We start from the raw sequence: 13,853 nt of genomic DNA on the forward strand, positions 1-13,853 counted from the left end.
AATGATTACTAAAATTTCTATGAAAAATGTAGCGAGTTATAAAGATGAAACAACCCTAGAAACAAATAAACGCATTAATTTGATTTATGGTTTAAATGGAGCAGGAAAAACACAAATATCTAATTTTTTAACAAATCAAGAAGATGAAAATTTTAAAGATTGTAATATAAAAGGTTTAAGTGATGAAGAAATTTTGGTTTATAATCAAGATTTTATTGAAAAAAACTTTTATGATACAGACAAACAGCAGGGAATTTTTACACTCTCTGAAGAAAATATAAGTGTAAAACAAGAAATTGAAAATTTACAAAAAAAATTAATGGAGTTAAAATCTAGTCAAGATGAAATTAAAAGAGAATTAGAAGAAAAGCAAAAAGATATAACAAGAACAGAAAATGATTTTAAGGATAGCATTTGGAAAATTAAAGGTAGCTATTATAATGATTTCAAACATTTTTTTAAAGGAATTGTAGGCAAAAGAGAAGATTTTTTTGCTTTTATAAATCCAAAAATAAAAGAGGTTTTATCTTTTGATACAATAAATCAAAATATAAATTTAGAAGAATTAAAAAAACAATACAATATTCTTACTGACAAAGCGCAAGACAAACTAGAAAATGTCAATGAGATTTCAAATATAGAATTCAAAAGTATAGAAAATAACTCAATATTTAATAAAATAATAGTAGGTAATGAAGATAGTATCATTTCGGATTTAATCAAAAAGCTAGGAAATGGAGATTGGGTAAAAGAAGGTTTTGATAAGTATATTTTACAAGATTCTCAAACTTGTCCATTTTGTCAAAATAATACAATCACTCAAGAATTCAGAAGCTATTTGGAAAATTATTTTGATAAAACATACGAAGAAAAAATCCAAGAAATTAAAAAATTAAACAACGATTATGAAAAATTACTTTTAAATATACCAAGCATAGAAACTTTTTATAGAATGGATATTTCAGATAATGAAGATTTGAAATTTGAAAAATTATATTCTCAAGTAAAATCAAAACTTAAAAAAAATATTGAAAAAATTAAAGAAAAAATTAAAGAGCCTGGCAAAAAAATAGAATTAGAAAAAACCGAAGAAGTATTTCAAAATTTAAATAATTACATTAAACAAATACAACAAAAAATTATAGACTTTAATACTAAGTTAAATAACAAAAAAATCGAGTTAGAAAAATTAGAAAAATCTTTTTGGGAATTTGTGATTTTTGAGAAAAAAGAGATTATAGAAAAATATAAAAAAGACAAGAAAGATAAAGAAATAAATAAACAAGCTGTAGAAAGAGAAAATGAAACTATCAAAAACAATATACAAAATATAGAAAATGCCTTAAAAGATGAACAAGAAAAAACAATTAACATTCAAAAAGCAGTTGATAAGATAAATAACTATTTAAAAGATTTAGGAATTTTAAGTTTTTGCATTAAAATCCAAGATGATGAAAAGCAAGAATATATTATCACAAGAGAAGGAGAGAATAAGCCTAGTTTTAAAACCTTAAGTGAAGGTGAGAAAACTTTAATTTCATTTTTGTATTTTTTGCAACTCTGTCAAGGCAAAAAAGAAAAAAATGAAGCAATTCTAGATAAAATTATCGTGATTGATGATCCTATTTCTAGTCTTTCATTTAATTATGTTTATGATGTAGCTCAACTTATAAAAAATACTTTCTTTAATAATAATTCATATAAACAAATTTTTATTTTTACACATAATTTATATTTTTATCATGAATTTTTTACAATTATCAGTAAAGAAGATTGCAGGAAGAATATTGCTTCATTTAGAATATTTAAAAATCAAAATAATTATTCTTGTATTAACACCTTAAAAAGAGATGAAATTTTAAATGATTATCAAGCTTATTGGCAAATATTAAAAGAATACAAGAACAAAACAGCACATAAGGCAATAATACCTAATGTAATGAGAAATATTTTAGAAAATTTTGTGGGTTTTGTATATGCAAAAAAATTGCAAAATGTTATTGATCAATATTTTACAGATGGCATACAATATAAAGCTTTTTATAGATATATGAGCAGGGAATCACACACTGATCAAACAAATATATCAGATACAAAAGAAATTGATATTGATATGTTTTTTGAAGCGTTTAAAAAAGTATTTGAATATTTAGGACATCTTGAACATTATGAAAAAATGATAGGAACTAGCAATGCCTAACCACAAAAGACAAATTCCAAAAATTTCATACTTACAAAGACAATAAATATTTTAAATAATTCTTTGAGCTGATTCCAAGATTTAAAAAGGAGTATTATTGATGACCTATGCTATCTATCCACCAAGGGAAGCCTTCCTTGAAGTCTTATTGATAGCTAGGAACTTTGTCTAATTGTAACATATTTGCATTGCGTTTTCAACAAAGAAATTAACAATATCTAACCGCAAAAGATAGATTCTAAAAGTTTCACACCTGCAAATCCACCCCTAACCCCCTGCCCTATTTTATTACTTTAGTTTTATGGGAATCTCTTTTTTATTATTATAAATGATAATCAATATTAATATTACTCTAAGAGTATTAAGACTACAATACAAATTAAACTAATTCTTAAGGGACATCTTATGACAATTGAAGATTTAAAAGATGGTGAAAGTGCAATCATCACAGAATTAGATGTTGATGCACAGCTTAAAGATAGATTTTTCAGTCTTGGTATTTGTAAATCCAAAAAAATCAAAAAACTAGAAACTTCATTAGGTGGCTCTACAATCCTAGTAGAGCTTGATAGAAGCTGCATTATCTTGCGCGCAGAAGAAGCAAAAGCAATCAAAGTAGGAAATATCAATGAATAAAAAAAATATCAAAATCGCTCTTGTAGGGCAGCCCAATGTCGGTAAAAGCTTATTAATCAATGCCCTGTGCCATTCTAATATGAAAGTTGGAAATTTCACAGGTGTAACCATAGAAAAAGCTCATGCCAAAACCACTTACAAAGACTATGAATTAGAAATCATCGATTTACCTGGGACTTATTCGCTTTATGGTTATTCCGAAGAAGAAAAAATCACTAGAGATTTTATTGACAATGGAGAATATGATTTGATTGTCAATGTAGTTGATTCAACCAATCTTGAACGCAATCTACTACTCACCACACAGCTACTAGAACTCCAAAAGAAAATGATTCTAGCACTTAATATGAGTGATGAAGCAGAAAAAGAAGGGGTGCAAATCAATCATAAAGAACTTGGCAATCTCTTAGGAATCCCTTGCCTAAAAATCTCTGCTAAAACCAAAGAAAATCTTAGATTACTTCTCTTTTTGGCACTTCAAACACACACGCAAAACACTTCATCAAACAAACGCGTATATAGCAATGAAATTGAAACTGAGATTCTTAGGCTTGAAGAATTTTTAAATAGCAAAAATGATAGAAATATTCAATCGCTAAATCTCACTAATCGACAAATTGCCATTTTACTTCTCAAACAAGATGAAAAACTCTTTAAATTCTTGCATGAAAAACCTATTTGGATGGAAATCTCTCCGCTTTTACAAGAATCTCTTAATAATCTCTATATTATCTACAATACCAAATCAAGTAGCGATATTTTCATTGATGATTTAAATGCTTTTGTAAATGGCTTAGTAACCGAAACGCTTAAATACGAAAATAAAATTCTGCCAAACTACACCAAAAAGATTGATAAAATTCTTATCAATAAATACGCTGGAATCCCTATATTTTTGGCTCTTATGTGGCTACTTTTTCAGCTCACCTTTACGCTAGGTGCGATTCCTATGGATTATATTGAATCCTTCTTTATTGGAATTGGCGATAGCATTAAAGAAAATATTGCTAATGAACACATTGCATCTTTATTGGCTGATGGAGTTATAGGCGGAGTGGGCGCAGTTATCTTATTTTTGCCTAACATTATTATTTTATTTTTTGGAATCGCCCTTTTAGAGACAACAGGCTATATGTCTCGTGTCGCTTTTTTACTTGATGGATTCTTCCACAAATTTGGCTTACACGGAAAAAGCTTTATACCGCTTGTTACAGGCTTTGGTTGTTCGGTGCCTGCTTTTATGGCTACAAGAACACTCAAAAGCCGCAAAGATAGATTACTCACTCTTTTTATTGTCAATTTTATGAGTTGTGGTGCTAGATTACCTGTTTATGTGCTTTTTGTAGGGGCATTTTTCCCCGCAGAACAAGCAGGAAATTGGCTCTTTGGAATCTACATTTTAGGGGCTTTATTTGGATTAATTATGGCAAAAATCTTACGCCTTAGCGTCTTTAAAGGACCCGATGAACCCTTTGTAATGGAAATGCCAAAATATCGAATCCCAAACTGGAATCTTGTATGGTTTTCTGTCTATAACAAAGCAAAAATGTATCTCAAAAAAGCAGGAACTTTCATTTTAGCTGCGACAATTCTTATTTGGTTTGCTAGCACTTTCCCACTCCAAGAAGACACCCAAGCTATCTATGCTCAAAAAATAGAACAAGCTAATACTCAAGAAGAAAAAGAGGCTTTAGAATTTACCTTGCAAGAACAGCTTATTGAAAATAGTTATTTAGGCAAAACCGGACAACTCATTGAACCAATCTTTGCGCCTCTAGGATTTGATTGGAAAATGAGTGTTGCTTTGCTTAGCGGACTTGCGGCTAAAGAAGTTATCATTTCCACTATGGGAGTTTTATATTCCTTAGGTGCAGAAGTTGATGAAAGTAGCGTTACTTTAATGGAAACTATCAAAGCAGTCATTCCTTTAAAAGTTGCTATTGCTTATATTTTATTTATTATGATTTATAATCCTTGCCTTGCTGCAAGTGTGGTTTTTGGAAAGGAAGCAGGCGGATTTAAATATATTGTTTATCTCTTTTTATTAACAACTATTACTGCCTATATTGTCTCTTATATTGGTGCATTAATTGCTAGTTTTTTAATATAATTCACAAGATTCCATAATCTTGTGATTCTTTTTTTAAGTTAATTCCATTTGTTTTTTAAAAATCAAGCAATGTCTTTATTGCTCTTTGGTGCTCTTTAATTTGCTCACCCTCTTTTAGCAATAAATCAAAGCGCTTTTGATATTCCAAAAAACCACTTGGCAATAAAAGATTCATTATTTGCTCTTCTCCAATGCGATCTTGATTTTTTTGATAAATCTCACTTAGCGCCAAAAATCCTTTTGGAGATAAAAAATATACATACAAAGCCTCTGCAATCTCTCTGCTTTTGGGACGCAAAACCAAGATTCCTGCATTAGGCAAAATCCTTTTCTCTCCTATTCTTTCTCCAATAATTGCTACTTTGGGTGAAACTCCTCGTATAGAGAGCAAAATATCATAAGCTTGGATTCTAAGTTTTTCGATTCGCTTCTGATCGCTTTTGGGAGAAAATTCCAAAAATCTCTCACTAAAGCCATATTCTTCAAAATCCTTAATTCCCGCATTATAGCAATCCACCAAAACTCCATCTTTTTTTGCTTCAACCCTCTGCCCTCTATAAATACACTCCAAAAATTCACTAAGCAACGCAGAATCGCAAACATCTTTTTTTTGCGTGTAATAAGAGGCTTTAAAGTTCCCATCATCAAGAGTTTCATAATCAACCAACCTAGAAATATCAGAATCTTGCTTGCTAAGATATTTATCATAAATCCTATCAATATTAGTTAGCCTATTATACTTGCCCTCTTTGAGATAGAACTTTTGAGCATCAACAAAAAAGACTTTCTTGTTCTCTTGTTTTGATAAAATAAGCAATGAAAATTCTTCAATTTGGTGTGGAAAAATATTTTTAGGAAACTCCACCACCCCCTCAAGTAGCCTTTTTTCTCTTAAAAACTTTCTTAAACGCTTACCATAAGCCTTATACAACAATAAAGAGCGAACAATAAAAACTCCTTTTTGCTTAAAATGCCTTAGCGTATAAGCCAAAAAAGGAATCTCAGGGATACTCTTAATAAAAGGCTCCAAATCATCATCTTTAAAGCTCCATAGATTTAAAGGCATCTCCAAGGGAAAATAACAAAAAGCTTTGTTTGCTACCAAATCCCCAAAGGCAGATTCCTTAAAAATATCTGCCACTTCCAAATAACTCCGCTTAAACCCTATAAAAAGCGATAAAATCTTAGCTAGATAAAGAATCTTTGGCTGAATATCCTCTCCATAATAATCAAAATTCCTCTCACTCACGCCAAATAGCAAACCCCCTAAACCACAACAGGGATTATAAAGGCTCTCATTACTCTTAATATCCAAAAACTTACAAACCAAGAGATTCACTTCAATGGGAGTAGCGTATTCATAAAGCCCCAAAATTGTCTTATGCATCACAATAGCTTGAATAAAATTCTCCAAATCTTTTGGAGTAATTTCATAATCTAATAATACTTTTAAAATTTTTTTGCGATTAATCTTTGGATTTGCACTAAAGGCTTCTAGCCCATAACCCCTTAAATTTTCAGAAAGATTCTCGTCAATTTGCTCTTTATCCCCCTCTATCAATCCCTTTAGGAATTTTTTATCTTTGGAGATCAACAAAAATTCCAAGATGATTCTTAAAACCTCAAGATTATCTTTATGGAATTTTTGAAGGTATTGAAAAATTTGCAATAATTCTTTTAGCATTATTTATACATTGGCAAAACATTAAACACAAATAAAATATGGCAGATTCCTACCACACAGCCAAAAATCAAAAGTGCATAAATAGTCAAATTACCACCTTTAACTTGATAATTAACTTCTTGATTTTCTATCCTTTTTCTCGAAGCTCTAAGGAGTAAAGCAGGAATCACCACCGACCAAATTGTCGCAGCAAGTCCTGCCCAACCAATTGCAAGCAAAAATCCATCAGGATAAATCATTCCTGCAATAATAGGTGGTGCAAAAGTAACAAGCATTGTTTTTGTTCGTCCTATTCTGCTATCATTAAATCCACACAAATCTGCCATATAATCAAACAATCCAAGTCCTGCCCCTAAAAATGAAGTGGCTACTGCTAAAAATGCAAAAGCATCAAGCATTCTTAATAAAAAACTACCATTAAGATTACTACTTGCTGCTTCAATAAGATGACTAACATTCCCACCTGCTGCAATAACTTCTTTAAAATCACTTCGCATAATATTTCCATCACACGCAACAATCCATATCACATAGGCTAAAAGCGCAATCAATGTCCCATAAATAAGGCATTTGTCAATAGAAACAGGGTCTTTACCAAAATATTTTACCAAACTTGGCACCGAAGCATGGAAGCAAAAAGAAGTTAAATAAGTTGAAACTGCCACAAATACAAAAATCCCATAACTACTTCCATCATTTTGCAAATCCAAAAGCAAAGAAGTTTTAACCTCCCCAAGCATTCCACTCATCGCAAAAATAAAAGTAATAACCATACCCCCAATCATCACTACTGAAAATCGATCAACTGCATAAGTGCTCCACCACACACAGCCACTCAATAAAATTGCAAATAGCAATCCTGATAAAAACTTGGGAGGCTCATATCCAAACAATGCCACAGAAGTATGCACTACCATAGAACCTCCACCACTAACATAAGCATAGAGTAAAATATATAAAACAAAGGCTACACTCAAACCATTTACAAGATTCCAAAATTTCCCTAAATTATCATGCACAAGTGTATGAAAACTTGCACCAGGATTATAATTGAGATTAACTTCCAAAATGGCTTGAGAAGAAAGCAACATCATAAGCCAAGTAATCACCATAAGCCCCAAAGACCACCAAATCCACATTCCAGCAGAGATTGTTGGCAAAGCTAACATTCCAGCTCCAATTGCTGTCCCTGCAATAATCATTGTTCCACCTAACACGCTAGGTTTTTTCCCAATTCCAAACATTCACCAACCCATAAAATTAAATTTACCACAGGATTATAGCAAATTCAATTTCAAAACAATGCAAATATGTTATAATTCAGGTTAATTTTATAAAAGAGGATTGCTATATGCAAAAGATTTTTTTATTTTTTATTTCCCATTTAATACTTACTGCCTCTCTTGTTTATGCACTTCCACCAAAAGAAACACTAAAAGCACCAAAAGGTATCACCAAAACACTTTATCACAATTCAAGCTTTAGTCAAAAAAGAGAAATTCGTAATATTCAATACCAATTTCATCAAGATCTTCGCAAACAAACCGAAAAATATCGCAATACTAATGATAAATTACACTTAGAAAAAGATTTGCTTTTGCTTGATTTAGAAGAAGCAAGGATTCAAAAAGATCAAGCCAAAATCCAAAATCTTTATCACTCTATTGCCAAAAAAGAAGCGCAGATTCAGCAAAACAAACACGAAGAGCATAATGTGCGATATAATCTTGAGACCAAGATGAACACAACAATTAACAAAATTCTTGGAATTCAATAAAAGCCTTAATTTCAAGGCTTTTACTATTAGTGAATGAATATGATTGAAACTTTTATTAAAACCCTAAGAAGCGATGAGAAATGCTTCACATATGAATTTTCATCACCAGCTAGTTTTACCCTAGAAGCGCTTTTTGAGACAATAAAAAAAGAGAATCTCCCTAGCAAAATTAATGCCTTTGTTTGCACTGATTCTCCCCTTGCAAAACTCAAACACAATGCGATTTTAGCGAGTCTAAAACTCCAAAATACCTTTAAGATTCCAAGCATCACAACAATGTCAATGAGAGATAGAAACACTCTAGCACTCCAAAGCGAGTTAATCGGTATGAACAGCCTTGATTTACGATTAATCCTAGCACTCACCGGTGATCCTATGAGACATGGCAATCAGCCACAAGCTAAAAGCATCTTTGAGGGTAATAGCAATGTTTTACTTAAAACCATCTGTCAATTAAATACCGCAAAAGACATTAATAACAACCAAATACAAGGCGATTTTAAACCTTTTTACCCCTTTAGTGTGCTAAATTCTTATGCTAATAAAAAACAAAATCTCTATAAAAAAATGCAAGAAAAGATTCAAAATGGTGCTTTAGCTATTTTCACACAACCCATTTATGATCTTGAAATCGCAGAAGAGCTACTCCAATGGATAAACCAAATCAATCAAGAATACAACACACATTGTATATTAATGTTTGGATTCTTTCCTATTACTTCTTATAAAACCGCTCTTTTTTTACACAATAAACTACCGGGTGTTTTTGTTCCACAAGATTATTTAAAATCCATGGAAAAAGCTTTTCAAAAAGGAATAGAATTTGAAGTGGGACTACAAAAAAGCCAAGAACTTTTTAATCATCTTTGCAAAATCCACCGCAAAATTCATCTTATGAGTGCCAATAAAGCAGATATTATCGGAAAAATTCTCAATGGTTGATAAGCCACTCTTTTTTTTAAGCATAAGCCTCATTACTATTAGCATAATCTTTTCTTACTCACTTTCCTCTTTTGCTGTTTTATATTATGATTACAGCGAATTCCATTTTATGATAAGGCAGCTTATTGCAGGAATCTTAGGGATTTTTTTAATGTGGGGTATTTCTCGTTGCAATCCTGATAACTTTGTTTTAAAGTTTGGCTTTATTTTATTTTTTGGTGGAATCTTTTTAATGTTTATTATGCATTTTCTCCCCGAAAGTCTTGCTACAAGTGCTGGTGGAGCAAAACGCTGGATTAGATTCCCTCTTTTTTCTCTAGCGCCTGTAGAATTTTTTAAAATCGGCTTTATTGTCTTTTTGGCTTGGAGTTTTTCGCGTAAATTCTCTCTTATAGAGACCAAAACACTCAAAGAAGAATTTATTACCTTTTTACCCTATGTTTTTGTATTTTTAATTGCTGTTTATCTCATTGCTATTTTGCAAAATGACCTAGGACAAATTGTTCTTCTTGGTGTTACTTTAGCTTTGATGATGATTTTTGCAGGTTCTTCTTTTAAGCTTTTTGCAAATCTTCTAGCCCTTGCGTCTGTTTTATTTATTTTGGTGATTGTTACAAGTGCGCACCGCATTATGCGCATTAAAGCGTGGTGGGCAGGAACGCAAGATCTAATATTATCTTTCTTCCCACAATCCATTGCTAATTCTCTGCGTGTTGAAAATCTCCCTGAACCCTATCAAATACAACATTCTCTTAATGCAATTGCTAATGGTGGAATCATAGGAGAAGGATTAGGAAATGGGCTTATTAAACTTGGTTTTTTAAGCGAAGTGCATACCGATGTCATTTTAGCAGGTATCACAGAAGAAATTGGCTTTATTGGTTTATTTGTTATTAGTCTTATTTTTCTAGTAATGATTTATCGTATCTTAAGAATCGCAAACCGCTGTAAAAATACAATGTATTATTTATTTTGTTCTGGAGTTGGAATCATCTTAGGATTGTCTTTTCTTATTAATGCTTTTGGGATTTCAGGATTAATTCCCATTAAAGGAATCGCCGTCCCATTTTTAAGCTATGGAGGTAGCTCTATGCTCTCAACGAGCATTATGATTGGATTAGTTTTATCCATTGGCAAAAAAGCCAAAATATCCTAATTTTAAGATTTTTTGATTACAATTCTCAAAAATTTTATTTTAAAGTGAGTTTTATGAAAAATATTCCACTACCAAACACTCCCAACCTTGATGGCAATCTAAATAAAGAGCTTTTGTTGCAAGTAGCCAAAGAGCACCAAACCCCTCTTTTTGTTTATGACTTTGATAAAATTGAAGAGTATTTTAATCAATTTAAACTTGCCTTTAGTGGCAGAAAATCATTAATCTGCTATGCTCTAAAAGCAAATTCTAACCTAAGTGTTATTAAAAAACTAGCCTCTTTAGAAAGCGGTGCAGATTGTGTTTCGCTAGGAGAAATTAAACGCGCCATTCTAGCTGGTATCCCAACTTATAAAATCATCTATAGCGGAGTTGGCAAACAAGACTATGAAATCCAAGAAGCTATTAAGCTTGGGATACTTTTTATTAATATTGAAAGTAAAGAAGAGTTGCTTAAAGTTGAATCAATTGCAAAAACTCTTCACACAAGAGCTAGAATCTCTATTCGCGTTAATCCTGATATTGATCCACAAACCCACCCTTATATCTCAACAGGACTTAAAGAAAACAAATTTGGAATTGGGATTGAAGAAGCTAAAAGTCTTTATCTCCATGCTCACAAATCAGAATCTCTAGAACCCATAGGTATCCACTTTCACATAGGAAGTCAAATCACCAAACTCCAACCTATTTCTGAATCCGCACAAAAAATCGCTCAACTACTTCATAGTCTTTTAGCGCTTAAAATTGACATTAAATTCTTTGATATTGGTGGGGGTTTAGGAATTACTTACAAAGATGAAACAACCATTAATCCTTACGATTATGCTCAAAGCATTTTAGAATGCTTAAGGGGGCTTGATGTAACTATTATTTGCGAACCTGGTAGATTTATTATGGGGAATTCAGGAGTTTTCTTAACTCAAGTGCTTTATGAAAAAACTTCTCAAGAAAAGCGTTTTATTATTGTAAATGGTGCAATGAATGACTTAATCCGCCCTAGCCTTTATAATGCTTATCATAAAATCACTCCCTTAACTCCACAAGAAGGAGAAGCCACTCCTGCAGATATTGTAGGACCAATTTGTGAGAGTGGGGATTATCTAGGTAAAAATATCACTTTACCTCCTTTAAAAGCCGGAGATATACTTGCTATTCTTAGTGCTGGAGCTTATGGCTTTAGTATGTCAAGCAACTACAACACACGCCCTAGATGCGCTGAAGTAGCTATTTCACAAGGAAAATCAAGATTAATCCGTAAAAGAGAAACTTTTGAAGATTTAATTGCACTAGAAAAAGATTATTTATAAGGATTCTAAATGAATTTACAGCTTTTTAGAAATGAAATTGATAAGATTGATGATAGTATTCTAGAACTTTTAGAGAAGCGAATGGAGATTGTTAAACAAATTGGTAAAGCCAAAATCCAAACTAATTCTCCAGTTTATCGCCCAGAAAGAGAAAAGGAAATCATTGATAGACTAGATCACAAAAAACCAATCTTTTTAACTAGAAGTGCCATTGAATCAATTTATCTAGAAATCTTTGCAGTAAGTCGAAACCTTGAATTACCGGAACGCGTAGCCTATCTTGGACCTATTGGAAGCTACACACACCAAGCCGCTGAAAGTCGCTTTGGCGCCATATGTGAATATTTTTCTCACAACACTATTACTTCTGCTATTAAAAGCGTCAAAGAAGGAAGAGCAAGTTATGCAGTAGTGCCTATTGAAAACAATCAAAATGGCGCTGTTGGAGAGACTCTTGATATGCTAGAGGAAACTGATCTTAAAATTGTTGCTGAAATTTATATGCCTATCCATCATTGCTTTGCAAGTATTTCACAAAAACTCCAAGACATACAAATCATCTATTCAAAGGACATTGCATTTGGACAATGCCACTATTTCTTAAGCGAACACAGCCTTGATCACATTCAAAGAATCCCTGTTGATTCTACTGCAAAAGCCACGCAACTTGCCGCCAAAAATCCACAATGCGCTGCAATTTGTTCTCATATTGCCGCTAAACTTTATAATGTGCCTATTTTGTTTGAAAATATTGAAGATAGCGCAGGCAATAAAACACGCTTTATTATTATTAGCAACTTCAAAAACCAACGCTGTGGCAAAGATAAAACTTCAATTTTTGCCAATCTCACTAATACTAACAAACCAGGTGCTTTGTATAATTTGCTTTATGATATTAGAGATTTAAATATCAATATGACTTCTATACAATCGCGCCCTGCACACACTGGAGATGATTTCCAGTATTGTTTTTTTATTGATATTGATGGACATATTGATGATGCTAATATTAATGAATTATTTCAACGCTACCCAAAAGAACTCAAATGGCTTGGTAGCTACTTGAAAAATTAATATGATAAATAATATAATATTTCTAAAAATAAGGAGTTAAAATGGCAGAAGAAGAACAAAAAGAATCCAAACTAGCAAGTCTTAAACAAAACAAAATGATTTTATTTGTTATTATTGGTGTAGTTGCATTGCTTTTGATTATTCTTATTGTGGTGGGAATCTTAATCTTTAGTGGTGGAGATGATACACAAACTCAAGATGCAAATCAGCCCACTCAAAGCTCTGCTTCTAAAAGTAGTGTGGCAAATCCAAATAGCTCACTTCTTAATGTAGGTCCTATGTATCCTCTTGATCAATTTATTGTCAATCTGGTTTCCACAGGTGGTGGAAAACGCTATTTAAAAACTTCAATCGCTTTAGAAATGAGTATTACTAAAATGCAATCCGAACTTGACACAAAAGTCAATATTCTACGCGATACTATTATTAGTATTTTAGCCTCTAAAACTTTTGAAGAAATACAAACAACAAGAGGTAAACAAAAACTAAAAGAAGAAATTATTGCTCGTCTTAATGAATTTTTAGTAGATGGCAGAATCTCAAATATTTTCTTCACTGAATTTGTGGTGCAATAGTCCTTGTTTGAAGTTGGAGTAGATTTAGTTTCTATTGCAAGAATAGAAGCTTTTTTGCAAAAATTTAATCATAAAGGACTTGCTCGATTCCTTAATTCTGAAGAAATAAAACTAGCTAAAACCCCCCAAACCATTGCTGGTTTTTGGGCGGCAAAAGAAGCTTGCTCTAAAGCTTTAAAATGCGGAATATCTAAAGAATTAAACTTCCATGATATGATTATCTCAAAAGACAAAAAAGGTGCCCCCCTGCTTACTTTAACAAAAGACAAAATGAAATATTTTAATCTCCACTCACTAAGTCTCTCTATTTCTCATGATAGTGGATTTGCCATTGCAATTGTAGCAGCAATTTTCAAAATTAAAGAAACTTAATGGCATTATAATCCAAA

The 13,853-nt window shown here is 31.9% G+C and carries 12 protein-coding genes; 10 read left to right on the forward strand and 2 right to left on the reverse strand.

Going from position 1 to position 13,853, the window contains the following annotated elements; translation table 11 throughout:
- Position 1: 1 nt before the first annotated feature.
- The 3 genes from MKD52_RS06335 to feoB all read left to right on the forward strand — a co-directional run bounded on the left by MKD52_RS06335 (position 2) and on the right by feoB (position 4,946).
- Positions 2 to 2,200 carry an AAA family ATPase gene (locus MKD52_RS06335; protein ID WP_242099652.1) on the forward strand — a complete coding sequence of 733 codons (2,199 nt, stop codon included), beginning with the start codon at positions 2 to 4 and terminating at the stop codon, positions 2,198 to 2,200.
- A gap of 405 nt (positions 2,201 to 2,605) precedes the next feature.
- Entirely contained in the window at positions 2,606 to 2,836 is a 231-nt protein-coding gene (locus MKD52_RS06340; RefSeq protein ID WP_242099653.1) for a FeoA family protein, read from the forward strand.
- The gene (feoB, locus tag MKD52_RS06345; RefSeq protein WP_242099654.1) at positions 2,829 to 4,946 is read left to right on the forward strand and encodes a ferrous iron transport protein B; all 2,118 of its coding nucleotides are present in this window, start codon (positions 2,829 to 2,831) and stop codon (positions 4,944 to 4,946) included. The genes MKD52_RS06340 and feoB overlap by 8 nt, the downstream gene beginning before the upstream one ends.
- Before the next feature lie 55 nt (positions 4,947 to 5,001).
- On the opposite strand, the gene MKD52_RS06350 is transcribed toward feoB, so the two are convergent.
- Positions 5,002 to 6,630 (reverse strand): N-6 DNA methylase, encoded by a 1,629-nt coding sequence (locus MKD52_RS06350; protein WP_242099655.1) that lies wholly within the window; start codon positions 6,628 to 6,630, stop codon positions 5,002 to 5,004.
- Positions 6,630 to 7,874, reverse strand: a complete 1,245-nt coding sequence (locus MKD52_RS06355) for an aromatic amino acid transport family protein (protein WP_242099656.1) — start codon at positions 7,872 to 7,874, stop codon at positions 6,630 to 6,632. Before MKD52_RS06355 ends, MKD52_RS06350 begins: the two co-directional genes overlap by 1 nt.
- Before the next feature lie 107 nt (positions 7,875 to 7,981).
- Here MKD52_RS06355 and MKD52_RS06360 point away from each other — a divergent pair, with 107 nt between their 5' ends.
- The 7 genes from MKD52_RS06360 to acpS are packed head-to-tail and all read left to right on the forward strand — an operon-like array spanning position 7,982 to position 13,836.
- Positions 7,982 to 8,407, forward strand: a complete 426-nt coding sequence (locus MKD52_RS06360) for a hypothetical protein (protein WP_242099657.1) — start codon at positions 7,982 to 7,984, stop codon at positions 8,405 to 8,407.
- 33 nt (positions 8,408 to 8,440) lie between these two features.
- A complete protein-coding gene (locus MKD52_RS06365; RefSeq protein WP_242099658.1) occupies positions 8,441 to 9,349 on the forward strand; it encodes a methylenetetrahydrofolate reductase in 909 nt (302 codons plus the stop codon).
- Complete coding sequence (locus tag MKD52_RS06370) at positions 9,342 to 10,505, forward strand: putative peptidoglycan glycosyltransferase FtsW (protein WP_242099659.1); 1,164 nt, start codon at positions 9,342 to 9,344, stop codon at positions 10,503 to 10,505. Before MKD52_RS06365 ends, MKD52_RS06370 begins: the two co-directional genes overlap by 8 nt.
- 53 nt (positions 10,506 to 10,558) lie before the next feature.
- Positions 10,559 to 11,815 (forward strand): diaminopimelate decarboxylase, encoded by a 1,257-nt coding sequence (gene lysA, locus MKD52_RS06375; protein ID WP_242099660.1) that lies wholly within the window; start codon positions 10,559 to 10,561, stop codon positions 11,813 to 11,815.
- Between the two features lie 9 nt (positions 11,816 to 11,824).
- Entirely contained in the window at positions 11,825 to 12,889 is a 1,065-nt protein-coding gene (gene pheA, locus MKD52_RS06380) for a prephenate dehydratase (RefSeq protein ID WP_242099661.1), read from the forward strand.
- Between the two features lie 41 nt (positions 12,890 to 12,930).
- A complete protein-coding gene (gene fliL / locus MKD52_RS06385) occupies positions 12,931 to 13,464 on the forward strand; it encodes a flagellar basal body-associated protein FliL (protein WP_242099662.1) in 534 nt (177 codons plus the stop codon).
- Between the two features lie 3 nt (positions 13,465 to 13,467).
- Positions 13,468 to 13,836 (forward strand): holo-ACP synthase, encoded by a 369-nt coding sequence (gene acpS / locus MKD52_RS06390; protein WP_242099663.1) that lies wholly within the window; start codon positions 13,468 to 13,470, stop codon positions 13,834 to 13,836.
- Positions 13,837 to 13,853 lie beyond the last annotated feature (17 nt).

This window comes from Helicobacter sp. CaF467b (genome assembly GCF_022664765.1).
In the GTDB taxonomy this organism is placed as follows: Bacteria; Campylobacterota; Campylobacteria; order Campylobacterales; family Helicobacteraceae; genus Helicobacter_D; species Helicobacter_D colisuis.